Source organism: Oxalobacter paraformigenes (genome assembly GCF_000158475.2).
In the GTDB taxonomy this organism is placed as follows: Bacteria; Pseudomonadota; Gammaproteobacteria; order Burkholderiales; family Burkholderiaceae_D; genus Oxalobacter; species Oxalobacter paraformigenes.
Genome location: NZ_KI392031.1, coordinates 945,900 through 969,753, shown reverse-complemented (window position 1 = coordinate 969,753; position 23,854 = coordinate 945,900). Strand labels below are relative to the sequence as shown.

19 protein-coding genes are annotated in these 23,854 nt (G+C 56.3%); 6 read left to right on the top strand and 13 right to left on the bottom strand.

Features of this window, described 5'->3' with window-relative positions; all coding sequences use genetic code 11:
- The first annotated feature begins 221 nt into the window (after nucleotides 1–221).
- A complete protein-coding gene (locus OFAG_RS08500) occupies nucleotides 222–683 on the top strand; it encodes a low molecular weight protein-tyrosine-phosphatase (protein ID WP_020995145.1) in 462 nt (153 codons plus the stop codon).
- A gap of 18 nt (nucleotides 684–701) precedes the next feature.
- Nucleotides 702–1,982, top strand: coding sequence for a DUF445 domain-containing protein (locus OFAG_RS08495; protein WP_005876679.1), 1,281 nt, complete (start codon nucleotides 702–704; stop codon nucleotides 1,980–1,982).
- A gap of 310 nt (nucleotides 1,983–2,292) precedes the next feature.
- On the opposite strand, the gene OFAG_RS08485 is transcribed toward OFAG_RS08495, so the two are convergent.
- The 3 genes from OFAG_RS08485 to OFAG_RS08475 are packed head-to-tail and all read right to left on the bottom strand — an operon-like array spanning nucleotide 2,293 to nucleotide 3,480.
- Nucleotides 2,293–2,718 (bottom strand): DUF6691 family protein, encoded by a 426-nt coding sequence (locus tag OFAG_RS08485; protein WP_040720066.1) that lies wholly within the window; start codon nucleotides 2,716–2,718, stop codon nucleotides 2,293–2,295.
- 1 nt (nucleotide 2,719) lies between these two features.
- Nucleotides 2,720–3,157, bottom strand: coding sequence for a YeeE/YedE family protein (locus OFAG_RS08480; RefSeq protein WP_040720064.1), 438 nt, complete (start codon nucleotides 3,155–3,157; stop codon nucleotides 2,720–2,722).
- Nucleotides 3,154–3,480, bottom strand: a complete 327-nt coding sequence (locus tag OFAG_RS08475; protein ID WP_040720062.1) for an ArsR/SmtB family transcription factor — start codon at nucleotides 3,478–3,480, stop codon at nucleotides 3,154–3,156. The genes OFAG_RS08480 and OFAG_RS08475 overlap by 4 nt, the downstream gene beginning before the upstream one ends.
- Nucleotides 3,481–3,798: 318 nt before the next feature.
- Between OFAG_RS08475 and mscL the strand changes: the two genes are divergently transcribed.
- Entirely contained in the window at nucleotides 3,799–4,239 is a 441-nt protein-coding gene (gene mscL, locus OFAG_RS08470) for a large-conductance mechanosensitive channel protein MscL (protein ID WP_005876686.1), read from the top strand.
- Nucleotides 4,240–4,767: 528 nt separating this feature from the next.
- On the opposite strand, the gene OFAG_RS08460 is transcribed toward mscL, so the two are convergent.
- Nucleotides 4,768–5,559 carry a potassium channel family protein gene (locus OFAG_RS08460; protein ID WP_020995142.1) on the bottom strand — a complete coding sequence of 264 codons (792 nt, stop codon included), beginning with the start codon at nucleotides 5,557–5,559 and terminating at the stop codon, nucleotides 4,768–4,770.
- Between the two features lie 295 nt (nucleotides 5,560–5,854).
- Complete coding sequence (locus tag OFAG_RS08455) at nucleotides 5,855–6,622, bottom strand: sulfite exporter TauE/SafE family protein (protein ID WP_020995141.1); 768 nt, start codon at nucleotides 6,620–6,622, stop codon at nucleotides 5,855–5,857.
- 286 nt (nucleotides 6,623–6,908) lie between these two features.
- On the opposite strand from OFAG_RS08455, the gene OFAG_RS08450 reads away from it, so the two are divergent.
- On the top strand, nucleotides 6,909–8,900 hold the full coding sequence (locus OFAG_RS08450) for a sensor domain-containing protein (protein ID WP_020995140.1): 1,992 nt from the start codon (nucleotides 6,909–6,911) through the stop codon (nucleotides 8,898–8,900).
- Here the strand turns inward: OFAG_RS08450 and OFAG_RS08445 are convergent.
- From OFAG_RS08445 to OFAG_RS08385, 7 genes are all read right to left on the bottom strand, one after another.
- Nucleotides 8,873–10,204, bottom strand: coding sequence for a sensor domain-containing diguanylate cyclase (locus OFAG_RS08445; protein ID WP_005876694.1), 1,332 nt, complete (start codon nucleotides 10,202–10,204; stop codon nucleotides 8,873–8,875). The two genes, OFAG_RS08450 and OFAG_RS08445, sit on opposite strands and share 28 nt — an antisense overlap.
- A gap of 162 nt (nucleotides 10,205–10,366) precedes the next feature.
- Nucleotides 10,367–11,704 carry a sensor domain-containing diguanylate cyclase gene (locus tag OFAG_RS08440; protein ID WP_147617648.1) on the bottom strand — a complete coding sequence of 446 codons (1,338 nt, stop codon included), beginning with the start codon at nucleotides 11,702–11,704 and terminating at the stop codon, nucleotides 10,367–10,369.
- A gap of 196 nt (nucleotides 11,705–11,900) precedes the next feature.
- Nucleotides 11,901–13,340, bottom strand: coding sequence for a multidrug transporter subunit MdtD (mdtD, locus tag OFAG_RS08435; RefSeq protein WP_005876699.1), 1,440 nt, complete (start codon nucleotides 13,338–13,340; stop codon nucleotides 11,901–11,903).
- A gap of 349 nt (nucleotides 13,341–13,689) precedes the next feature.
- Entirely contained in the window at nucleotides 13,690–14,229 is a 540-nt protein-coding gene (locus OFAG_RS08430; RefSeq protein WP_005876701.1) for an inorganic diphosphatase, read from the bottom strand.
- 1,153 nt (nucleotides 14,230–15,382) lie between these two features.
- Complete coding sequence (locus OFAG_RS08410) at nucleotides 15,383–15,898, bottom strand: OmpH/Skp family outer membrane protein (RefSeq protein WP_005876703.1); 516 nt, start codon at nucleotides 15,896–15,898, stop codon at nucleotides 15,383–15,385.
- A gap of 247 nt (nucleotides 15,899–16,145) precedes the next feature.
- The gene (locus OFAG_RS08400) at nucleotides 16,146–17,369 is read right to left on the bottom strand and encodes an MFS transporter (RefSeq protein ID WP_005876705.1); all 1,224 of its coding nucleotides are present in this window, start codon (nucleotides 17,367–17,369) and stop codon (nucleotides 16,146–16,148) included.
- A 472-nt stretch (nucleotides 17,370–17,841) separates the two neighbouring features.
- Complete coding sequence (locus tag OFAG_RS08385; RefSeq protein ID WP_005876707.1) at nucleotides 17,842–18,423, bottom strand: manganese efflux pump MntP; 582 nt, start codon at nucleotides 18,421–18,423, stop codon at nucleotides 17,842–17,844.
- A 49-nt stretch (nucleotides 18,424–18,472) separates the two neighbouring features.
- Here OFAG_RS08385 and OFAG_RS08380 point away from each other — a divergent pair, with 49 nt between their 5' ends.
- Nucleotides 18,473–18,973 carry a hypothetical protein gene (locus OFAG_RS08380; protein ID WP_040720047.1) on the top strand — a complete coding sequence of 167 codons (501 nt, stop codon included), beginning with the start codon at nucleotides 18,473–18,475 and terminating at the stop codon, nucleotides 18,971–18,973.
- A gap of 307 nt (nucleotides 18,974–19,280) precedes the next feature.
- Here OFAG_RS08380 and ybaK read toward each other — a convergent pair whose 3' ends face one another.
- Nucleotides 19,281–19,784: a Cys-tRNA(Pro) deacylase gene (gene ybaK / locus OFAG_RS08370; RefSeq protein WP_005876711.1), complete on the bottom strand. Its 504-nt coding sequence runs from the start codon at nucleotides 19,782–19,784 to the stop codon at nucleotides 19,281–19,283.
- A gap of 273 nt (nucleotides 19,785–20,057) precedes the next feature.
- Here ybaK and OFAG_RS08365 point away from each other — a divergent pair, with 273 nt between their 5' ends.
- On the top strand, nucleotides 20,058–23,330 hold the full coding sequence (locus OFAG_RS08365) for a response regulator (RefSeq protein WP_005876713.1): 3,273 nt from the start codon (nucleotides 20,058–20,060) through the stop codon (nucleotides 23,328–23,330).
- Nucleotides 23,331–23,854: the final 524 nt, after the last annotated feature.

Genomic DNA, 23,854 nt, shown 5'->3' with positions numbered 1-23,854 from the left:
TGTCGAAAGTGAATGTTTCCCATGCCTTGCCAGCATAAAGACTCTCATTCCGTCCCGGTTTGATCTTTATCCAGACGAGCTGCCTGAAAGATCAAGACAAACCCGTATTTTATCCCCATTTGAAGCGAACTATACCTTAAAATAAAAAGATATCCGGACAGGTTTTCAAGGACTGTCCGGAGAGGGAAAGCGGGAACGTTTGGAAAGGGAGAGGATAAGCGGTGATAAAAAACATTCTTGTGATTTGTCTGGGCAATATCTGCCGCAGCCCCATGGCGGAAGGCCTGTTGAAAAAGCGTTATCCCGACAAGAATATCGCTTCGGCGGGCCTCAGGGAAATTACGGTGGGCTGGTCGGCCGATCCGTTTGCCATCCGGGTCATGAAAGAAAACGGGATCGATATCAGAGGCCATCGCGCCCGGCTGTTGACGGCCGACCTGCTGAAAAAAGCCGATCTGGTGTTGACGATGGAAAAAGAACAAAGCGATATCGTGAAATACAGTTTTCCCAATTACCGGGGCAAAATCATGCGGATCGGCGAATACGACGATGTTGACGTGCCCGATCCCTATTCGAAAAACATCGACGCTTTCCGCGAATCCTTCAATCTGATTTCCGAAGGACTGGATAAAATCGGCCGGCAGCTGATCTGCCCGGAAAACGGGGCGGCAGCGGCTTCCTGAACAGAGCGTCCCTTTTTCATGACAAACGATATCCGCAAGCGCCAGCTTTTGAAGATGAAGCTGTTTGCAACCGCCTTGCTGGTTGCCATGACCGCGCTTTTCATCATTTCCCGTCTTTACGGCCGCATGGGCCTGTGGGAATGGGTCAGCGCCTTTTCGGAAGCGGCCATGATCGGCGCGCTGGCCGACTGGTTCGCTGTTGTGGCGATTTTCCGGCACCCCCTGAAACTTCCGATTCCCCGTACCGCGATCATTCCGGAAAACAAGGACAAGCTGGCTGAAAATCTGGCCGTTTTCATCCGGGACAATTTTCTTTCACGCGAAACGATGGCGTCCAAAATGCGCGACTGGGAACCGGCGCAGCGGATAGCTGTCTGGCTTTCCTCGCGGGAAAAGGCGGATTTTCTGGCCGACAAGACGGTTCGCGTGCTGATGGGCGCGCTGGAATTCGTCGATGACGGACGGGTCGGAAAACTCTTGCGCAACGCTATTTACAAACGGCTGGAAGAACTGGATCTGGGCAATCTGATCGGCCAGCTGATGGACGTTTTGACGCACAACAACCAGCATCAGGCCCTGCTGGATGTCGGGCTGCGCCGGATTTCGTCCGTGCTGGACGAACCCGGCACGCAAAAACAGCTGGCGACGGTGATTATCGAAGTCTCGAAACGGGAGTATCCCAAACTGATCAAAATGCTGGGACTGGTGATGGATACCCGGGAGTTCGGCATGCGGGTTTCGGGCACGCTTGTCGAAAGCCTGCAGGGCTGGCTGCACGATATCGGCCGCGATCCATCCCATCCGCGCCGAAAACAGTTCGACGAACTGGCGGCCCGGTTCATCGAACGCTTGAAAAGCGATCCGGAATATCATGCCCGAATCGAAAGCTGGAAGCGGCAGTTTCTGGGCACGCCGGTGGTTGCCGACTATTTCGAGACGCTCTGGGTTCACTTCCGCCAGTGGATGCAGAAAGACGCTTTGTCTGGTGAATCGCAGATGAAACACCGGCTCTCGCGCACATTCCGCCGTTTCGGGCGCTGGGTGCTGGAAAACCCGGCCATGACCGAATCCATCAATGAGCAGATGATTCAGATGACCCGGGCCATGTCCGGTGAAATCCGGGCAACCGTCAGCCAGCATATTGTTTATACCGTGAAAAACTGGGACAGCCGTTCGATGGTCAGGGAACTGGAACTGTCCATCGGCAAGGATTTGCAGTTCATCCGCATCAACGGCACGCTGGTCGGCGGGTTTATCGGCGTCCTGTTGCATGCGGCGGTTTTGCTGATTTCGATGTGAGTTCCCTTCTCCGCTTGCCGCCCTTTTGGCCGCTGTCCGTTTCCATGCGGTTTTTTCCGGCATTTGCCTTTCCGGGCCGGCTCATGCACACGGTATGCCGGATGAAACCGGAGAAAAGGCATGGAAATGAAAAGGAAAGACCGGCGGGCAAACGGCGGAAAAGCCTGGCGCGCCATTCCCGACGCCTGCCAGGTCGTCAGGATCGCGACGCAGGATGAGGAAGGCCTTGATATCGTGCCCATGAATTTCGGGTACGACTGTGAAAACGGAAAACTGGCGCTTTATGTCCATTCGGCCCGGGAAGGCCTTTTTACGATCCTTTTCCGGCGATCCGGTTCATCAGGGCGTAGAGCCCCATGCCGGCCAGCATGGAAAGGATGAAGATCACGACGGGTGTTATGCCGGCGGACAGGGCAACGAGTGCCGGCCCCGGGCAGACGCCCGCCAGTCCCCAGCCGATGCCGAAAAGCGAACTGCCGGTCACGAGCCGCCAGTCGATTTTGGTGGCCCCAGGCCATTGCATCGGAACGCCCAGCCAGGTTTTTCCCTTTTTTCTGGCACAGGTAAAGCCGATCAGCCCCACGCCGATCGCGCCGATCATGACGAAGGCAAGCGAGGGATCCCAGTTGCCTGTCAAGTCCAGAAAGGCAATGACTTTCTGCGGGTTGGCCATGCCGGAAACGATAAGGCCCAGTCCGAAAAGCAGTCCGGAAATGAGGGAAACGAGATGGAACATGTCAGGCTCCTGTCACCTGGCGCACGATCAGAACCGTCAGCGCGCCGAAAATGATGAAAAGCAGGGTTGCCGCTATCGAACGTTTCGACAGGCGCGAGAGGCCGCAGACGCTGTGCCCGCTGGTGCACCCCGAACCGAGGCGGCTGCCGAACCCGACGAGAAGGCCTGCGGGAAGCAGCCAGACCCATGAATGACCGCCATAACTGATTTCGGGCAGCGGCGCGAAAAGGCGGTAAAGCCAGGGAGAAAGCAGCAGGCCGGCGATGAAAGCGGCACGCCAGAATTTTTCCTTCCTTTGGGGATTCATGAGACCGGCGACGATGCCGCTGATGCCGGCGATGCGGCCATCGGCCAAAATCAGCAGGCAGGCGGCCAGACCGATCATGATACCGCCGGCAAGGGATCCCCAGGGGGTGAACTGGCTCCAGTCGATCGTCATTGGTTCTCCTCCTCTACCTTGCAGAAGTGGCGGTGCAGGATGGTCATGATTTCCATGACCGGCCCGTCGTTTAAACGGTAGAAAATCTGTTTTCCCTCTTTTCTCCCCGCAATCAGCCCTCCTCTTCTCAAGATGCCCAGTTGTTGCGACAGGGTCGGTTGCCGGATGCCGCATTCTGTTTCGAGCTGGCCGACGTGGCATTCGCCCTGCGAAAGCCGGCACAAGAGCTTGAGCCGGTCCGGATTGCCCAGTTTCTTGATGAGATCGACCGCTTTTGCAGCAGAGGCATTGAGTTGATCCCATTGTGAAGCGTTGACGGACATGCATTTTCTCCTGTATCGCCGGTTTAAATTATATATTTTTATATTATATATAAAAATATAATGTTGTCCATGCCCTTTTTCAAGGGGTTTGCCGGTTTTCTGTTGTTTATCCGCGCCAGGATTTGACGATTGTTCGGCTTGCAGGCTGTTCTGCCGCTAAAATAAGGGTTTGACAAGGGCATGGGCCGTCACGGCTTTTCCCGTTTCGGGAGGGGTGGCGGCAAAGTGGCCGTTTGTCGCTGAACGAGCGGCTCGCCCCCTGCCCCGCATGGGCGCGGAGAGTCGCTTTCGGATCAATCTTGTCAACAGGTCGCTTTCATGAAAAAAACTCTGGAAGAATTCAAGGCGTTTGCCCTGCGGGGGAATGTGGTCGATATGGCTGTCGGTATCATTATCGGCGGCGCATTCGGCAAGATCGTCTCGTCTCTGGTTTCCGATATCCTGATGCCGGTGCTGGGGCTTTTGATCGGCGGCATTCATTTCAACGAATTGAAGTTCGTCATCAAATCGGCTGTGGTGGAAGGCGGTAAGGTGGTTTCACCGGAAGTGTCGGTCAATTACGGCAATTTCATTCAGGTAACGGTCGATTTCGTCATTATCGCGTTTTCGATTTTCGTACTCGTCAAAGTCATCAGCAAGCTCTCGTTCAAAAAAGCCGAAGAAGAGAAAGCGGCTCCTCCACCCCCTCCGCCGGCCAATGTCCAGTTGCTGACCGAAATCCGCGACATCCTGAAAGACGGACAGGCGAAAAAAGAGTGAGGCCGGCCGGGTTTTCCGGCTACTGTCCTGAATGGAAAAGGCGTGTTCCCGCAGGCCTTGTCCGCTTGTTTCCGGCGTTTCCGGGGGTGTTCGCCAAAACGGTGCGCTTGCCCGCTCCTCCATGACAGGCAGGGGTTGCCCTGGAGGTTCTGTCCGGTATCCGGCCGGGACGTTCCGGACGTTTTTTCCGGCCGGGAAGGAAGGGACGCTTTCAGCTTGACGGGTTTGCAGGGAGAAGGAAACCGCTTTTTCCCCTTGCGGTATGCCTGACGGTCCTTGCATGATCCGTTTTTCAGCCTACTCTTTAAGCGTGGCGGAAACCGTGTTTTCCCTGCCGCATGGCTTGCCGTTTTCCCGTCCGGGCGGACCGGACGGCATGGCAGGCTTGCCGGACGGTCTGCCAGATGAACATGTGGCCAGGTCGCCGCTTCGGGCCATGTCCGGAAGAGGCCTTTGAGCCGGCTTTTTCCAGAAGGTTTTTCAGGGCGGCGCGAGCGCGGTTTGCCCCGGTTTTCCCGCCTGTTGCCGCTAGGAGCGCGAACCGGCATTCTCCGGCTTTTCAGCGGGCGTGACGCCGGTTGTGACGGTTTTTCCGACGGGCTGCGCCGTTCCGTCCAGCTGGCTATAGTATTTCTGGCGTTCCCGGTTGGCGTTCTGGACAAGATTGGTGATATAGACCGTGAAAATCGGAAAGAGCATCATGCCCAGCGCCGCCAGAAGGACGGACATGATTTTGCCGACCGGGGTCGCGGCATAGATATTGGAGCCGACGGTGGTCACGTCCATGGTGGCCCACCAGAGCGCGGCGGGATAACCGGTGACCATCGGGTTGACTTTGTGTTCGAGGACGAAAAAGATCATGCTGGCGAAATAGACGGTGGCAGCCAGCATGGTGACGTAGGAAATGAACAGGCTCGACGCCCGGCTGTAGGTCAGCCAGCCCACGACGATCGCCAGCGCATACCCTCCCCGGATCATCGGGATGAAACGGATCATGTAGGTGGTTTCGGGCGAAAAAGTGATGCCGAAGTAATCAATGATGTTCAGGTAGGGAATGGAAACGAGCAGGAAGAGGAAATGGGTGGCCAGATAGTGTTTCCGGTGTTTCGACAGGAAAAGTTCGAAAAAGAAAACAAACAGGAAAAACAGGCATATCCACAACTGGATGTCCAGGTACAGCCGCTGGTTCAGGAAAGAGAGGTTGTTGAATGTGTCGTAAGAGATGCTGATCAGCAGGAACAGGGACAGTGCCAGAATGACGATGTGCAGGAAGTTCAGGATGCCCGGTTTCGCATGGGAAAACTGTGTGGAAAAAGTCATGATAGTCGTCCGGTCGTGATCGATGGGTTTCCCGCAAGAGTTGCCTGGCCTGAAACGGACGGGCTGCCGTGCTGGCAGGGTTTGCCCCGTTCCCGCCATTTTCCGGGAAAACGATGCTTATCTTTTTAACGCAATCGCGACGCGGCTTTTTGTGATTGCTCACAAGGTCGCGCGATTGGCGCGGCCGTTTGCCGGGACGCCGGGGAAACGGCGGGAAAGCCGGTTTTAAGGCATTTGGCGGCAGAACCGGACAGGCGCGCCGGAAACAGGTCGCCTGCCGCGGGGAAAAGGAAGTTCAGCGTTTGACCACGATCATCAGGACGCCTGCCACGCCCGGCAACAGAACCATCATCCATTTGAGGAACCAGCGCGGGGCGAGCCGCGTGAATTTCGCGCCGGTGTAGGCGCCGATCATCAGGCCCAGCAAGACCTGGATGAACAGCATGAAGTCCAGATAACCTGAGAGGAGATACCCGAACCCGCCGAATGCCGCGATCGGCAGGATGATGAGCATGGTGGTGCCAACAGACTGGAAAAGCGGCATGGCAAAGAAAATCAGCAGGGACAGCTGGATGAATTGCGCGGCCCCGAAACCGAAGGTTCCCGACAAAAGCCCGTTGCCGATTCCGGCCAGTACGGCCAGTATCCAGAACCGGGCGCCTTCGGTGACGGGTTTCTGTCCTTCTTTCGTGTGGAAAAGCGGCAGGTTCGGATAGCTAAGCCGGGTATAGACGAGCACGGCGGAGGCGATCAGCATGGAGGCGGTGCAGTATTTCAGTTCAGCGGCCGGAAAAAGCGTCGAGATTTTCGAACCGAGAAAGGCGCCTGCCGCGCCGGCGATTCCGACGGCCGCGCCGACTTTCACGTTCAGGTTGCCTTCCCGGAAATGGCTGAAGGCGCCGGAAACGGTCGTGAAGATCATGGCGGCCAGCGAGGTGCCGACGGCCGTGTGGATCGGGACGTTGAAAACCAGTGTCAGGACGGCGATGACGACTCCCGCTCCGCCTGCGCCGACGAAACCGATCAGCGCGCCCATCGCCAGCATGGTCAGAAAAACGAGCATAGCGTGTTTTGTGCCTTTCCCGCACAGGCAGGCGTCCTGCGTTGACGGCGTGTGCCGGTGCAAATCAGGCGGGAAAAACGGTAAAAGAAAAGCGCATTGTAACGCGTTTGCCTGACAGGGTGTTTTTGCGTTGTTATCGCGTCACCTGGCAGAAAAGCGGGAAGAAAAACGGGCAACAAGAGGGAAAACGGGAAAAAACCGGCGTGTTTTTATGGTAAAGTGAATGGTGTTTCCTACAGGAAATACAGGTTTTCCTGTCCTGCCGATCCGATGCCGACCGATGAACATGTCCTCCGTTGAAGAATTCATTATCGAAAACAGCACCGCCTTTTCATGCGTGATTGATTTCGAAACGCGTCGGGTAGAGTGGCTAAACAGGGGCACGTCGAAGATGTTTCCGGGTACGGAAAAAGGCGATTATTGCTACCGCGCCTTTTTCGGTTATGAGGCGCCCTGCGCGGCCTGTCCGCTTGGCGAGGTGAAATCGTCCCGTGCCTCCGCCAGTCTTCCGGTCCGGTTCGACAGCCTGCGCCGCTGGTTCAAGATTCACTATCAGTATGCAGTGATGGATGGCCGCGAGTGCTGTGTCTGCATCGGCACGGATGTCACCGGATTGAAATCCAGTCTCCAGATAGCCCAGGAAATGCTGGACAGCTTTCACACGCTGGCCTACATCGTCGATCGCAAAACCCACGATATCCGTTTCATGAACCGCACCTTGCGGAATATGCTTCCCGAAACGGGCGACGGCGCAAAGTGCCACGAAGTGCTCTGGGACAGCGATTGTCCCTGCCATGATTGCCCTCTTTCCGATCTGGGGACGGCAAGAAGCCATGAAGCGGAAATCTATAACGGCAAACTGGGCCGTCTTCTGCATGTCGGCGCGATGCTTCTGAAAACGCCGGGGGAAGAAGATCTCGCCATTTTTACCGGGTACGATATCACGCACCGTATCGAGTATGAGCGGAAACTGAAGACGCTGGCTTACCGGGACCGGCAACTGGATATCGGCAATCGGGCGGCTTTTCACCGCGACATGGACGGTATGGCTGAAACAGGGCAAAGCTGTCAGGTCGGTCTGGTCAGCCTCGGCAATTTCAATAACATCAACATGCTTTTCGGACGGGAGCGCGGCGACCGGATTCTGAAAGCGTTCGCCGAGAGTTTTCTGGCCATCGTTCCGGGTGAAAAGGTCTATCGCGTGGGCGGGTGCAAGTTCGCCCTGATTGCCGCCACCTATGAAGCCGGCTGCGCCATGCTGGATGCGGTCTGGAACCGTGTTTATCGCCGCCTTTCGTCGGGGGAGAAAAATTTTCATTTTCCCGTTGATGCCGTTTTTGTCGGGTTTCCCGATTTTGCCGCCAGTCCGGAAGCGTTGCTGATCAACGCGGAATACCGCCTGAAGAACAGCCGGGACGGAAAACAGGGCAAACGCCTGCTTTTCGGCGAAGAAGACCGGAAAATGATGGAAAGGCGTTCTCTTTTGACGAGCGTTATCCGGCAAGCTCTTGAGAACGGGGCCTTCCAGGTCTTTTATCAGCCGATTTATACCGTAAGCGACGACGATTACGCCAAGGCGGAAGCGCTTTTGCGCCTGCACGACAGACGGCTCGGCTGGATAGCGCCGGACGAATTCATTCCGATTGCCGAGGAACAGGGGCTGATTCACGAACTGGGGCTTTATGTGTTAAAACGGGTTTGCGCCAAACTGGCCGGATGGCGCGACAAGGGTTTCAGGCCGCTTGCCGTTCACATCAATGTCTCGACTGTCCAGTTTTCCGGAGACGGCTTTTTCAACCGTTTCATGGGCATTGTCGATCGCTATGGAATCGATCCTTCGCAGATCGTCATTGAAGTGACGGAAAGCATCATGATCCAGTCGTTTGAATACATGATGTCGGTCATGAACCGCTTTATCGACAGGGGCGTCCGTTTTTCACTCGACGATTTCGGGACAGGGTATTCCAGCCTGAACTATGTTGCCGCGCTTCCCATTTCCAGCATCAAGCTGGACAAGTCGTTTACCGACAGTATGCAGGAATCGGACGTGCATGCTCTGCTGGTGAAAAACGTGGCCAATATCGCCCGCGGTCTTCGTTATGAACTGATCGCGGAGGGAGTGGAAACGGCGGCGCAGATGAATGCCTTGCGGCAGCTCGGTTTCGCCGCCATGCAGGGTTACTATTTTTCCAGACCACTGCCGGAGAACGATCTGGACGATTTCCTTCTCCGTGAGAAGTGCTTGCGGAATCAGGGAAACGCTTCGGTTTCGGGTTGATACTTTGTGAGGGCAATGCCGTTTCTGCCCCGGTTCTTGACGGTGTAAAGCGCTTCGTCCGCCTGCGTAAACAGGGTGTTTAAGGTGACGTTGCCCGGCGCGACGACACCGCCGATGCTAAGCGTGATCGGCAGGGGAACATTGCCGTTTTTAAACGCTTTCATCTTTTCCTGAAGTGTGGCAAGCCTTGTCCGGATGGTTTCCAGGTCGCTGAATCCGGGAAGGAAAACGACGAATTCATCCCCTCCCCAGCGGCAGAGGATGTCGGTCGTTCGGAATGCCCCGCGCATGGCGTCACCCATGTGTTTCAGCACAGCATCGCCGGTGATGTGGCCATACCGGTCGTTGAAGGTTTTGAAATAGTCGATGTCCATCAGTAAAAACGTATTGGGCATCGTGGCCTGGCCGCCGTGGAGATGTTCACGGATTTTCCGCTCGGTCGCCGCGCGGTTCAGCAGTTTCGTCAGATCGTCGTACAGGCTGCTTTGCAGCAGTTTCTGGTTGGCCTCAACCGCTTTTTTCAGTTCGGTAATGTCCTGCGCGCTGGAAAACAGATAGGAATGCTTGTCCGGATCGACCGGATCCCTGATCAGCGTGCAGGTGATGATGTAATCGTGCCGTCCGTCAGGGAGTTCGACTGTGCAGGGCGTGCGGCAAATGCCGCCGTGATCCCGGATTTTCTGCATCAGGGAATCGAGTTCGAAATAGCGCAGGTAACTTTCGCGTTCTTCGGGCACGACGATGTTTTCGGCAAACCACCTGAGCTGTTCAGCATAGGTTTTCTGCGGATGCATGGTTTCGAGATCGTTCACATAGATGGTCATGTCGTCGGTTTCCGGATCGATGACAAGGAAGTTTTCGCACATGTGGCGGACGATGAAACGGATTCCTTCGTTTTTCAGCCGCAAGTCGCGTTCCGCGTTGCGTTTTTCGAGCATTTCCTCTGTTTCGTCGTAAACGGCCCCGATCAGGCCCTGCCTGTCTTCGGTGAAGATGAAGCTCAGGCGGCGATAGCGCAAGGTGTGGCGGTTGTCCAGCATTTTGTACCGGACGATGTGCTGGCCGCGCCCGGCGACTTTCTCCACCACCCGCTCCACATCCGATTCCCGCAGGAAGCGTTCCCTGTCTTCGGAAACGATCCGGTCAAGCAGCATGCGTCTGGCTTCGGAAAAGGTGCCGATTTCCGGAACGTTCAGGACGGCGCCCGGTTTCGACAGGCTTTTGCTGTAATGCTGCGTCCGGATATCGATGGAGAAAATCGTTTCGTAATCGTTCAGGACGAGGGTTTCCAGTATGTTTTGCATAGGTGTACGAGTTTGCGGTAAAGAGGCTTGTCCCGATTGAATCCCCCAATCCTGTTCGGAGAAGGAGGAAACAGTCGAAAAAGCCCCGGCAAAGGGGATGCCGCAAAAAACAGGCGAATTTTTCGTCCGGATTAAACATCCTGTTTATGTATTGTAACAAACTCATGGCAGGCTTTTGAACGAAATGCCGTCCCTGCCGTGGTTTTTGACTTCATACAAGGCTTCGTCGGCCAGCAGGAAAAGCCGGTTCAACGTGATTTCGCGATGGACGCAAACGCAGCCGATACTCAGGGTGATGCCGGGAAAGTTCGCCTGATCGGGGAAAGTTCCTGTTTTTTCCCGCAGGATGTTCAGGCGGCTTTTCATGACTTTTTCGTCGGCGAATCCACTGACGAAAACGACGAATTCATCCCCTCCCCAGCGGCACAGGATGTCTTTGTCGCGGAATACTTTCCGCATGCTTTCCCCCATGAGCCGGAGAACCTCGTCTCCGGTCAGGTGACCGTAGCGGTCGTTGATGTGTTTGAAGCGGTCGATGTCGATCAGTATGAAGGTGTTCCCTGCCTTCCCGGAACCGGCATACAACTGTTCGCGAATCCGCTTTTCTGCCGCGGCCCGGTTCAGAAGTCCCGTCAGCTTGTCGTGCTGGTTGTGGAAAAGCAACAACTGGTTCGTTTCTTTCATCCGTTTGATCGAGGTGATGTCCTGCGCACACAAAAAGAGGAAAGGCGGTTTTTCATTTTTCCCGGGGTCGTCGATCAGGGTGGCGGTAATGGCGAAGGTGCGCCGGTCGTTTTTGTAGATAACGGAACAGGTCATGCGGCATATGCCCTCTTCCGCAATCCGTCCGGTAAGGGTGTCGATGTCGAAATAGCGCCGGTAGTATGCCCGTTCTTCAGGGACAACCATGTTTTCGGCAAACCAGTCGATTTGTTCGTCAAAACGGCTTTTGCAGCTGATGTTTCCCTCGCGGTTCGTGTAGGTGGTGCATTCGTGTGTTTCGGTATCGGCGATAATGAAGTTTTCGCACATGTTTTCCACGATGAAACGGATGCCTTCGTCTTTCATCCGCAGGTTGCGGTCGTTTTCACGGCGCAGCCGCATTTCTTCCGTCGTGTCGTGGATGGCGCAGACAAACCCGGTTCTGTCCGGCACGGGAACGATGACGGCTTTCCGGTAAAGCAGCCGGCCGCCGGGATCGCGACGCCGGTAAGAAACGATTTTCCGGTGCCCGGTTTTCGCGGTTTCGGCGAGGCGTTCCGGTGACATTTCCGTCCGTAACAGGATACGGTCTTTCGGGTAAACGCTCGCCATGTATTTCAGGCAGGCTTCATCGCCCAGTATGCCGCTGTCGGGATACAGGGACCCGACTGCCGGTTTTGCCAGTATTTTGCGGTATTCTCCGGTGCGGCCATCCATCCGGAATACGATCTCGTAATCGGCCAGCACCAGTGTTTCAAGAACATTTTCCATAGAGGGAAACGAGGTATTTCCAGACATTTCCGGACAGGCTGCCGTGTTTTTCCGGTTTCTGCCATTCCCGAACACAGGTTTGCGGTGAAACTGTATTTATATCCTATTTTGGAATATATGGATACGTTTTCAGGTTGATGTGTGGCAATATTTTCCCGTCTGGCAACAGTGACGGGGAATTGTCCTTCAAAAACGGTAGCCAGAATGCGCCAGGCCCGTGCGTTTAATGATCGGCCGGAACGGGAGGCTGTTTGTTTTTGGGGGGAACCTTGCCGCTGTCGGGTTTGATATGGATGAAAATCACGGTGGAAATGGCGGCGAGAAAACCCAGACACAAAAAGGTTTTCGCGAACGCGGCAATGACGTCACGGGCCGCCGTCAGGGAAGCCACGCCGGTGAATTCGGACAGGATGGCGGCGGCGATCGCCACGCCCATGCTCATGGAAAGCTGCATGATGACGGAGAGCAGGCTGTTGCCGCTGCTGGCCTGCCGGTCGGACAGATCGACCAGCGTGACGGTGTTCATCGCGGTGAATTGCAGGGAATTGATGATGCCGAAAACGGTGAAGATCGCCATCATGAGCCAGTAGTTCATGGTTTTGTCGATGGTTGAAAAAAGGCCGATCATGAGGCCTAAAAGCAGCGTGTTGACGGTCAGGATCAGGCGGTAGCCGAAGCGGTTGACCAGACGGGTGGCGGCACTTTTGGAAATGAGCGCTCCCACGGTCATGGGGATCATGGAAAGCCCCGCTTTCATCGGGGAATAGCCCAGACCGATTTGCAAAAGGAGCGGCGTCAGAAACGGCATGGCGCCATTGCCCAGCCGGGCGAAGAGGTTGCCGAGTATGCCGACCGAAAAGTTCCTGATTTTAAAGAGGTCGGGGGAAAACAGGGGTCTTGAGGTATAGCGGGAATACAGCACGTAGCCGACCAGACAGACCAGCCCGAATACCATCAGGAGCACCATCGGGGCATAGGCCAGATGCAGTTCGCCGATGCCTTCCAGCCCGAGGGTGAGGGTCAGCATGAAGGTGCTGAAAAGGATGAAGCCGATTTTGTCGAACGGGAAAAGATCCCCTCCCCGCGTCAGCTGCGGCATGTATTTCAGGGTGGAGAGGATGCCGATGATGCCCACAGGGATGTTGATGAAGAAAATCCAGTGCCATGAGGCGTATTCGACCAGAAAGCCGCCCAGTGTCGGCCCGATCAGCGGCCCGATGAGGCCGGGTATGGTAATGAAGCTCAAAACGGTGACAAGCTGTTCGCGCGGATAGGCCCGCAAGACGACCAGACGGCCGACCGGCACCATCAGCGCGCCACCGATGCCCTGGACTACCCGGCACGCGACGATGATATCCAGTGTGGGCGACAGGCCGCAGGCGAGCGACCCGAGGGTGAAAAGCGCGATGGCGAACAGGAAAATCCGCTTGATGCCGAATTTGTCCGCCAGCCAGCCGGACGCGGGGATGATGAGGGCGACAGTCAGCATGTAGGCGATAACCACGCTCTGCATCTGGAGCGGATTGGTGTGCAGGTCTTTGGCCATGGTCGGCAGCGCGGTATTCAGAATCGTGCCGTCAAGCATTTGCATGAAAAAGGCGACAGCGACGACCCAGGGCAGGATTTTGGCCGTTTTGGGATCGAGTGTCGGATTGTCTGCCATGGGTTTTCCTCTGCGATAAACGCCGGTCTTGTCCGGGAAAAATGTTGCGCCGCCCTGCCCTTCAGTAATGTTGTATTGAAAAAAGGTTCCTGTTTTCAACGGATTGGACTGTTTTTTTAAAGCAATCCTGAAGAAGTCGTGTGTAAACGCCTTTTCTTTCCTGATGAAGTCTAGGCTTTTTTCATTTCCGCTTTTTGTTCCATGTCGAGAGTTTGTTTTTTAATTCAACGGCAGAAGCGGAAAACGGTTTACAGCGGATCGGGCGGGAGAACGGCGACCGGCAGGGCGGCAAGGAGCGGAAGGAACCGGCAGAACCGGCCGGAAAACTTTCCGGCTCCCGGCTCCTGTATTATTTCGAATACTGGGGAAATTTCTGTTTGTATTTTTCGATACAGTTGGCGATGATTTCTTCGGCGTAGTGATGATCCTTGATGGATTCGATGAAGGTTTTCTTGCCTTCCAGCGCCTTGTAAACGGAAAAGAAGTGGGACATTTCTTTCAGGATGTGTTCCGGCAGTTCGCTGATGTCTTCGTAGCTGTTGTAGGTCGGATCGCCGTAGGGCAGCGCGATGATTTTTTCGTCTTTTTCGCCGCCGTCTTCCATCATGATGACGCCGATGGGAAAGCAGCGGGCCATGGAAAGCGGCACAAGCGTTTCGGAACACAAAAGCAGCACGTCCAGCGGATCGTGATCGTCGGCATAGGTTTTCGGGATGAAACCGTAATTGGCCGGGTAATGGGTCGAGGTATAGAGGACGCGATCCATCAGCAGCATGCCGGTGTCCTTGTCGAGCTCGTATTTGACCTTGCAACCTTTCGGGATTTCGATAACGGCGTAGAAATCCTGGGGATTGACACGTTCGGGGGCGATGTCGTGCCAGATATTCATGTTCTCACTCCTTTGTCGGGTTCTTCTTTTGAAAGAAACGTTAAGGGACGGGCATGCACGCCGTTTCGCTGTGCGGACCTGGTCCTGCCGTCCCTGTCATTTGCGGACACGGCCGGTCATACCGGCCGTGTCCTTTGGGCGGTGTTCCGGCGGAAAACCGGAACGCCTGCGTGTTTCACCATGCGGCAGACCCGGCTGGCGGCCCTGTCCGTCCGAAAACGGGAGATTCTAACAGTTGCCCGGCTTTTTTCAAACAGATTTGCGGTTTTCGCGGGAAAAAAATCGACTGTTCCGGCCTGTCGCATTTTATGGCGGCCGGCAACTGTCGCAAACGGCATGGCGGACTGGCGGTTTTGGATATGAAAGATACCGATGTCGCCGCCGCGTAATGGCCTGTCATGGTAACGGCGCCAACCCGAAGGGAAAGGCGGCGCCCTGCCCTGGAAAGCAGCCAGTGGAGAGGGAGACGCCCGGAAGCGGAGAATGCGGGGACGAATCCCCGCAAAAAGTCCGGGAAAGGCTAAAAACCTTTGTGTGGTTTTTTGCTCCCGGTTGCCGGATGTCCGGTTTGTTCCCTGCGGGCACAAAAACGGGCGCTCTTTGGCGAAAGTTCCTGTAAAGGGCGGAACAAGGAGGCCGGATGGCCCGGCCTGTCCGTTTAGGGAATGGAAAGAAGTATCCGATGAAAGAAGTGTCAGCCGGGAATGAGGAAGCTGCGGTGAAACGGCACGGCCAGCGGAAAGGGTGTCCCCGCCTGCCTTTTCGCTTCTGTTTCCGCCGCTTTTTCAGACGTTTTTGAAACAAGCGGTCGGGTCGCCGCCGCGATGGAGGCAAGGCCAAATCGGCCGGTGACGGCGGGAAAAGGTTTGCCGTGGCCTGGCCGCTTGCCGGTTTTCCGTGGCTGGCAGGGTGTTCCGCTGGCTGCCTGTCGCCTCTTTTTGGGCAAAGAGACGGGCGGATGAATGTTTCGGGAATGTTTTTGCGGGGATTTTTTACCGGCCGGATTTATCCTCCCGAAAAGAACGGAAAGGTGGAAGGTCAAATGGCCGCCATGACGGAGAGGCATCCCTTAAGAGCCCGGAAAAGGATGAACCGGAAGGATTCCGGTTCAGACAGGCCGGGCTTTTCTTCCGTTTTCCGCCTGTTTTTCCTTTTACAGGCTATTCCGGTTTGCCCGGGAGCGCGGCAATGGCGGGAACGAGGGTTTGTACCAGTCCACTTCGGCCATGATTTGCCGGGTGATGTCGGCGTTCTTGTTGTAGCCGAGCGTTTCGTCGGCGGGGACGACGGCGGCCACCTGCCGGTTTTTGGCCAGCCAGGAACGGACGGCAGCGCCGACGATGTCGCCGATTTCGTTATCCAGTTTTTTCTGGTACAGCGCCAGCTGTTGCTGATAGCCGGACTGGGCCTGCGTGATGGCGCGTATGGCCTCAGGGGTCTGTTCGCGTCCCTGATAGGCCAGCCTGACTTCTTCGACGTTGCGCTGGAGAATGTTCCTGACGGTTTTGATGTATTGCGCGGCTGCCCGTCCCGGCAGGGACCGTTCGGCGACCACATCCATGTCGAGAACGACGACCGGTTTGCGGGTCGAACGGTGCTTCCGGATGGCCTTATAAGCCAGCGGAAGCAGGACGGCGGCAAGCGTCAGCGCAAATCCCATACGTTTCATAGTATCCGGTTCCTTTTTAACGAGAGCTGAAAAATGATTCGCTTTTCAAACATAGCACTTTTGCTCCTTTTGCGGTTTATCGTCGTGTAAAAAAAACGGTTTCCCGCAGGGCAAAAACAACGGTTTTGCCTTCCGTCGTTCCCGTTTCGCGGTATGGCAGGCCTGTCTGCCGGCATACTGTTTTCACGTGACCGTTTCAGGTTGCGGGGCCCGTTTGCCGCCTGTGCGTTTTTTCCGTCAACCGCTTTCACCATGAACTGAAAACGAAGGATTTCTGGCGTATCCAGGCATAGATGGCAATCGCCACGGTGATGGCCAGATTGAAGGCGAAGGGGAACTGTTGCGTGTGAAGGTGCAGTATCCATCCGAAAAAGTCGATGACGAAAGGACAGATCAGGATGGCGATGTAGTTCATGGCCATGATGAAAGCCAGCGCCAGCGTGACTTTTTCCGGCACGGCCATGTGCGTCGCCTTTTCATAGACCCAGGGCTGGATGACGCCATAGCCCAGTCCGGCAAGGATGCAGCCCGGCGCGATGAACCATTCCGTCGGCGCGATCAGGATCAGGGCCAGCCCGGCGGCGATGAAAACGAAACTCGTGAAGAGGGTAATGTCTTTCAGGCGTTTGATGATCGGTTTCATCGCCAGTCCCGGCAGCATGATCGCCAGAAAGAACAGGGATATCATGACGCCGGCGTTTCCGCTGGAAAAGTGGTAGGCCCGCATCAGAAACGGCAGGTTGAAACTGATGATGATGACGAGATAGGTGGCCAGTCCGTAAAGGAGCATGGTTTCGACCAGATTGCCGACCATGAAGCCGGTCTTGCTTTTTACCGTGTTTTCGGTGTTTTTGTCGGCTGAAACGAGGGTGGTTTGGCCGGTTGTTCCCGCCTCTTTTTCCATGCTGCGTTTCAGATAGAAGGACAAGACGATGGAAACGGCCGGAAGCAGGTAAACGAGGAAAGGCCAGCGCCAGTTCACTTCGGCAAGGTAGCCGGTCACGACGGTGGCGATAACGAGCGTCAGGTTTGTGATGGCCGAACTGTAACCGAACTGTTTGACCCGTTCGTCGCCGACGAAGAAGTGGGAAATGAGTCCGGTGGAAAGCGGAACGATCAGGCCCGAGCCGACTCCCAGCAGGGCCGAAACGGCGATGAGCTGCCACATCTTGCCGGAGATTAGGTAAAGGATGCCGGACAGCGTGAAGATGCCAAGCCCGATTTGCAGCAGCAGGATATTGTTGATTTTTTCGGTCAGTTTCCCGGAGAGGATGACGAAGGGAATGATCATCAAAGATGGCAGGGAGGTCAGCATCTGCAAGTCCAGTTCGCTGGCGTGCGGAAAGGTTTCCGACAACTGGCCGAGAATCGGGGAGACAGCCAGCCCCGGCAAGGCGTTTAACGCGGAGATCGACCAGATACCGATCAGTGTGATGAAGGGAATGGTGCCCTGCCCTGTATTGATTCGCATGTTTTTATCCGTCGGGTTGGTGGGAAATGGCCTTCTGGAGTGGCATATCCGAATTTACCGGAAAATGGGTTTCCTGCTTTGCGTTGTCTCATCGGAAAGTGTTTTTTGAGCGCGAAAAGCCGCGTGTCGGGGAATGGGGCGCGCCGGCTCCGGAAGACAGGCAAACGGCTGTTTTCTTCCGGCGGCAAACCGGATTCCGGTTTGCCTAAAACGAAACGGAAGGAGCCGGATTTTTTGCCGGAACCGCCTCGCCTGATGTCAATCCGTCCGGCCCCGAAACACCGGAGCCGCAAAAGGCCTGGGCAGACGGGAAATGAAAAGCGGAAAACCGGGCTTCCCCGTTCTTTTTGGTGCCCCTGCGGCAGCGCGGAATGGCGCTGGCGAAGCCGGCAATCGTCCCTTCACCGGCAAGGGACGTGTCCGGACGGCGCAAAAGAAACCGTTTGGGGAATCTTGCGGGACAGGTTTCCCTCTACAGGCCTTCCACAAGATGCTGTATGAATATTTTCAGGCCGATGGCAAAAAGGATCAGGCCGCCCAGCAGTTCGGGGTTGAATTTTTTCAGCCCGTTAAAGAAAAGGCCTCCGGTGAAACCGGCAAACGACAGGAGAGCGGCCATGCCGCCGATAAGGCCGACGGGGGCCAGTATGCCGGCAGGCGAGCTCTCGCCCAGAAAGGCCAGGGAAACGCCGACCGCCAGTGCGTCGAGGCTGGTCGCCACCGCCAGCGCGAATACGACCCGGTTGCTGGAAAAATCGGGGCCGGCCGACGCCGATTCCGGCGTTTTGAATCCGCTGCGAAACATGCGTATGCCGAGAAAGGCCAGAAGGCCGAAAGCGACCCAGTGATCGACGCTCCGGATAGGATGGCTGAGCGAATGGCCGCCCAGCCATCCAAGGGCGGGCATCAGGGCCTGAAAAAGGCCGAACAGGAAGGCCGTTTTGAAGATGACGGGCCATTTCGGCTGTTTCATGAGGAGGCCGCCTGTGACTGAAACGGCAAAACAGTCCATAGCCAGTCCAATGGCCAGTACCCATAATTCCAGTGCCGTCATGCTTGTCTGTTACCTGTTTTTCCCGTGTTGCGAGGCGATATTATAACCGGTGTCCGGCAAACCGTTGCAGTGTCTTTTCCAGGGCGATGAAGAGCGCGTGCAAACCGGTTTCGCCCCCGGGGCAGCAGAGCGCCCTCCCCGGTTTCACCGGTCTTCCCTGTCGCATCAACAGGGCCAGCCCCCGCGCGGGGAAAGCGGTCGGGCCGCCACGAGGGTTTTCCCGGAACGGGATCAGGCTGGCGCGGGACGAACCGCTTTCGGAATTTTCATCGACGCGGTCGTTCGGGGCGAAAAAGCGGAAAACGAAGTCAGTCGGTTTTTGGGCGGCCGTGAGCGCGAAATCCGGGGTTTCCGTCAGGCGTTTTGGTCTGGCGATGTCCGGTTTCAGGGCGGCAACGGCCGCTTCGTTTCAAAGCGGAACGATGAGGCCGCGCAAGCGGCGCGTTTCCCTCACTTTTACGCCCGGCGCGTCTTTCAGCCTGTCAGGCGCCGGACAGGGCAGAAGGCCACAACAGGCAATCCGTCCAGTCAAGCCCGTCTTGCGGGGTGACGGTCGGAAGGCCGGAAGCGGTGCCGGATCCGATTGTTCGGGCAGCCGTTTCCGGCTTGCTGAAGGATGGGCCTTGTCGCCAGCCAACGGGCCGCACCGGCCGGTTCCGTTTCCGGAATGCACCGTCCCAGGCGGTGTCTGCCGCCCGCTTTCATGGGAAACGCGGTTTCGGAAAGCGCTTGCCGGCGGCGATTTGGTGCATGGGGAATCGGGCGGCGGTTTTTCCGGCAGTCCAAGACCTGTCGGGTCGCCCGAAAAAAGGCAGTCGGCAAACGCCTCGACGCCATAATACACGCGGGGCGCCCCTTTATTCCGCCGGGTTGTCTGTTTCCGCAACGATATCGGCCAGCGTTCCCCGCACTTCCCTTAGCAGATCGGCCGGCGCGATTTCGATTTGCAGGCCACGGATGCCGGCGCTGACCCAGATTCTGTCGAATTGCGTCATGGTCTGGTGGAGGAAAGTGGGGAAATGTTTTTTCATGCCGACCGGGGAACAGCCGCCGCGGATATAGCCGGTCAGGGGCAGCAGTTCTTTCACGGCGATCATTTCGCATTTCTTGTTGCCGGAGACTCTGGCGACTTTTTTCAGATCGACTTCATGGTCGCCCGGCACGACGCAGACGAGATAGCCTGTCCTGTCGCCGTGCAAAACGAGGGTTTTGAAAACCTGTTCGATGTTTTCGCCCAATCCTTCGGCGACGTGTTTTGCCGAGAGATCGTTTTCATCGACTTCGTAGGGCACGAGACGGTAGGGAATTTTCGATTTGTCCAGCATGCGCGCGGCATTGGTTTTGGCGATTTTTGCTTTCATGTTCGTTCCTTTGGCGCTTTCCGAAAAGTATTTTATTCCGGACGGCTCATTAATCAAGCCGTTTGCGCCAGGGTGTTCATGACGGCTTTTCAAAAACCGGCTTTTCATGCCGCGCACAGGCGTTTTTCCCTTGATTGGCCCTTTTTGTCCTTCTTGTTCCCGAATCCGGCGGGATATTCGCCGGGAAGCGCCTGACTCGGGTTACAATAAGGCTTCATTTTCAACCCGAAACAGACTGTTTCGCGGGATGTGATCCGTGGACGGGACAGGACAGTGGACGATATCAGGGAAGTCGAAAATCTGGCGGCGACGATTCTTCGCCATTACTTTTGCGAGAGCGATGTCGATTTTCTCATTTCGACGTTTACGGACGATATCGTCTGGCTGGGAGCGGGAAAAGACCAGAAAGCCGAGGGTCGCGAAGCGGTCAGCCGGTGGTTCGGAAATGTCCGGAACGAGCTGATGCCCTGCCGGATGTGGGACGAGGAATACGTGGTGACCCGTCTGGGGGACGATTGCTGGCTGTGCGAGGGCGTAAGCGAACTGGAATCAGTCGAACCCGGCGCGCTGCTCCGGGTACGGCAGCGGGTCACTTTCGTTTTCAAACGGATCGACGGGCTTTTGAAAACGGCCCATATTCACCATTCCGTTCCTTTTGAGGCGCTCAGGCCGGGCGAGGCGTTTCCCTATGAGGTCGCCCGGGAAAATTATTACCAGCTCCAGCGTCTTCTGTCGGAAAAGGAACAGCAGATCGAACTGATGCTGCATCAGTTGCCGGGCGGCATGATGGTGTGTTATCCGGATGAAAAATTCACGACGAAGTGGATCAGCGACGGGTTGTGCCGGATGCTCGGGTATGAAAGCGCCGCGGCTTACCGCGCAGCGGTCAACAGTTGTGCCGGATTCATTCATCCGGACGATTTCGTCGAGATGCGCGACCGGGTTTCCGCCAGTCTGGCCTCAGGTGATTCCTACAGCGGGGAATACCGGATCGTCAGGCCGGATGGCGGCGTCCGCTGGGTGCTCGATCTGGGCAAGCGGTTTACCGACGTGGACAACGAAACGGTGGTCAGCTGTTTCATCACGGATATCACTGAACGGGTCGAACGGGAAGTGGCGCTGGAAAAAGCCAACCGGAATATTTCGCGGCAGGCGGCTTTCCTGTCCCAGTTGTATAACACCGTCCCGTGCGGAATCGTCCAGATTTCGACGGATTCCGCCCACCGGGTCATCAACGCCAACCGCAGCGCCTGGGAAATTTACGGCTATACCGAAGAGGAATATTGCCGCCAGCTGAACGATCCGTTCGTGACAGTCAGCGACGGCGATTCGGAATGGATCCACCGGACAGTCGATGAACTGGGCCGGCATGGCGGTTCCGTTTTCTACGAACGCGAGGCGTTAAAAAAAGACGGGGCTTCCTGCTGGGTCAGCGTGATGATGGAACGGCTCATCAATCACGACGGCATCGAAGTGATCCAGGTGGTTTTTTCAGACATCAGCGAGATCAAGCGGCTTCAGAAAGAGCAGGAACAGGAACGGCTGATCGAGAACCGTTCGCTGCGCACGGCCATTTATACGGCTTATCAGCTGATTGTCCGGGCCAACCTGACGCAGGATACGTATGAAGCCCTGAATGAACGGGACTATATCGACGAGATCGACCCTTACGGCCATTACAGCGACCAGCTAAGGAAGACGGCCGAAGGCCTGCATCCTTCCTATCGGGACGATTTCATCCACACTTTTTCGGCGGATTCGCTAGAGCGACGTTTCGCTTCGGGTGAGCAGGAAGTCTATATGGAATGCCAGAGAATGGGGCGCGATCGCGTGTATCACTGGCTTTCGGTCACCTGTATTCAGGTGGAGAATCCTTATAGCGACGAGGTGCTTTGCATTTTGCTCCTGAAGGTGCTGGACGACCAGCGTACCGAGAAAATGCTCCAGGAGCAGGTTTTGCGGAACGCGCTCGCTTCGGCGAAAGCGGCCAATCAGGCCAAATCCGATTTTTTCTCCCGCATGAGCCACGATATCCGGACGCCGATGAACGCGATTATCGGCATGAGCGCGATCGGGCAACTGAAGATGAACGAGCCGGAACGTGTCAGGGAGTGTTTTTCCAAAATCGACGTTTCCTCACGTTATCTGCTGTCGCTGATCAACGACATTCTCGACATGTCGAAAATCGAAAGCGGCAAAATGATCCTGACAAATGCCCGCTTCGATTTTTCCGGCTTAATCAGCCAGATCAACACGATCATTTATCCCCAGGCGCTGGAGAACAGGCTCTCTTGCCGGATTCACCATGTGGGGGTGCTGGAACGTTTCTATATCGGCGACGCCCTGCGGATCAACCAGATTCTGATGAATCTGCTGTCCAACGCCCTGAAGTTCACGCCGGCCGGCGGCAAAATCGACCTTGATATCGGGGAATCCCGGCGAGCGAACGGTTTTGCCTATGTCCAGTTCAGGATCAGCGATACCGGCATCGGCATGTCGCCTGAATTCATGAAACGGCTTTACGTTCCTTTCGAGCAGGAAACGACCGATATCGCCCGAAACAAGATCGGCAGCGGGCTGGGTCTGTCGATTGTGCACAGCATGGTCCAGTTGATGGGCGGGACGATCGAGGTGCAAAGCGAAAAGAACCGCGGAACCGTCTTTACCGTCACGCTTCCCCTTAAACTCGTTACAGGCGATCAGGAAGCGGAAAACCGCGGCGAATCCCGCGAACTGCTTGGGGGCAGACAGGTGCTCGTGGCGGACGGCGACCGGCTTGCCGCGGAGCAGACTTCCCGTCTTCTGGCCGACATCGGCGCAAAGGCGTTCCGGGTCGATTCCGGGTTCAAGGCCATCGAGGCGGTGAAAATGGCGGCAGAAAAAGGCGGCCGTTACGATGTGGCCCTGATCGGGCATGACATGCCGGATATGGACGGGATCGAAACGGCGCGCGCGATCCGCAAACTGGTCGGCCCTGACACCACGCTTGCGGTCATGACGGCCGGCAACTGGACGGCAATCGGGGATGAGGCGCGCGAGGCTGGCGCGGATCACGTCATCACGAAACCGCTTTCCCTGTCGTCCCTTTGCGACGTGTTCATGAAGCCGGGCAAACGGACAGCCCGGAAAACGGTTTCGGACATCCAGTTCGCCGGTCGCCGGTTTTTGCTCGTGGAAGACAATGAACTGAACATGGAAATCGCCCGGTCACTGATGGAATTGCACGGCATGCAGGTCGATCCGGCCGAAAACGGACAGGTCGCGGTCGAGAAATTCCAGGCGTCGCCTGAAGGGCATTACAGCGCCATTCTGATGGATATCCGCATGCCCGTGCTGGACGGCATGGACGCCACACGGGTTATCCGCGCCCTGCCCCGCCGGGACGCGGCAACGGTCCCTGTCATTGCCATGTCGGCGAATGCCTTTGATGAAGACCGGAAAATGGCCCTTGACGCCGGCATTAACGACTATCTCGTCAAACCGGTGGAAATGGCCGATCTGCTGGCCGTTCTGGGCAAATGGGTCTGGAAAGCGGCTGCGGTCTGATGCCGGGCGCTTTATTGCCGGCTGTCCAGGCCTCTGCTCCCTGTGGCTTGCCGGGACGACGGACGTCAATCTGCCGGCTTCCGTCTCCTGTTGCCGGAGCTTTGCAAAAACCGGGCGCAGGTGGATGGGTGTTGCCTTTTTCTTTTTTCCGGAAAGTGCCGGGAATGCCGGTAATGGCTTGCGCCAGGGCGCGGGGAAATTTTCAGGCAAGCAATCGGGGCGGTTTCATGCTGCCGTTTGCCGGGTCACCGTTTGTCCTGCCGCCCGGGATGCGCTTTCTTTTGCGGGCCTTTATGGCCTTTTTTTCCGGTCTCAGGACTAAAGCGACCGGATAAACAAAGGCCGGCAAGGACAAGGTGCGGCGCAAAGACGGGATGGCAAGAAAAAAGAGCGCTTTTGGGAGGCGGAAAAGGCGGCAGCCTGTGTCCCTGTCGGAAGACGGTTGCCGTTATCCCATGTTTTCCGCCGGGGTTCAGGATTTCATCCGTTTTCGCTTCCTTTGGCCGCCTGAAGTCTGTTCCATG

What these genes read in the sequence shown, in the direction of transcription:
- mscL (WP_005876686.1), top strand. Translation starts at nt 3,799, where the DNA reads ATGAAAAAAACTCTGGAAGAATTCAAGGCGTTTGCCCTGCGGGGGAAT.
- OFAG_RS08475 (WP_040720062.1), bottom strand. Translation starts at nt 3,480, where the DNA reads ATGTCCGTCAACGCTTCACAATGGGATCAACTCAATGCCTCTGCTGCA.
- OFAG_RS08400 (WP_005876705.1), bottom strand. Translation starts at nt 17,369, where the DNA reads ATGCGAATCAATACAGGGCAGGGCACCATTCCCTTCATCACACTGATC.
- mdtD (WP_005876699.1), bottom strand. Translation starts at nt 13,340, where the DNA reads ATGGCAGACAATCCGACACTCGATCCCAAAACGGCCAAAATCCTGCCC.
- OFAG_RS08455 (WP_020995141.1), bottom strand. Translation starts at nt 6,622, where the DNA reads ATGCTCGTTTTTCTGACCATGCTGGCGATGGGCGCGCTGATCGGTTTC.
- OFAG_RS08385 (WP_005876707.1), bottom strand. Translation starts at nt 18,423, where the DNA reads ATGACGGCACTGGAATTATGGGTACTGGCCATTGGACTGGCTATGGAC.
- OFAG_RS08460 (WP_020995142.1), bottom strand. Translation starts at nt 5,559, where the DNA reads ATGACTTTTTCCACACAGTTTTCCCATGCGAAACCGGGCATCCTGAAC.
- OFAG_RS08480 (WP_040720064.1), bottom strand. Translation starts at nt 3,157, where the DNA reads ATGACGATCGACTGGAGCCAGTTCACCCCCTGGGGATCCCTTGCCGGC.
- OFAG_RS08450 (WP_020995140.1), top strand. Translation starts at nt 6,909, where the DNA reads ATGTCCTCCGTTGAAGAATTCATTATCGAAAACAGCACCGCCTTTTCA.
- OFAG_RS08445 (WP_005876694.1), bottom strand. Translation starts at nt 10,204, where the DNA reads ATGCAAAACATACTGGAAACCCTCGTCCTGAACGATTACGAAACGATT.
- OFAG_RS08485 (WP_040720066.1), bottom strand. Translation starts at nt 2,718, where the DNA reads ATGTTCCATCTCGTTTCCCTCATTTCCGGACTGCTTTTCGGACTGGGC.
- OFAG_RS08410 (WP_005876703.1), bottom strand. Translation starts at nt 15,898, where the DNA reads ATGAAACGTATGGGATTTGCGCTGACGCTTGCCGCCGTCCTGCTTCCG.
- ybaK (WP_005876711.1), bottom strand. Translation starts at nt 19,784, where the DNA reads ATGAAAGCAAAAATCGCCAAAACCAATGCCGCGCGCATGCTGGACAAA.
- OFAG_RS08440 (WP_147617648.1), bottom strand. Translation starts at nt 11,704, where the DNA reads ATGTCTGGAAATACCTCGTTTCCCTCTATGGAAAATGTTCTTGAAACA.
- OFAG_RS08495 (WP_005876679.1), top strand. Translation starts at nt 702, where the DNA reads ATGACAAACGATATCCGCAAGCGCCAGCTTTTGAAGATGAAGCTGTTT.
- OFAG_RS08430 (WP_005876701.1), bottom strand. Translation starts at nt 14,229, where the DNA reads ATGAATATCTGGCACGACATCGCCCCCGAACGTGTCAATCCCCAGGAT.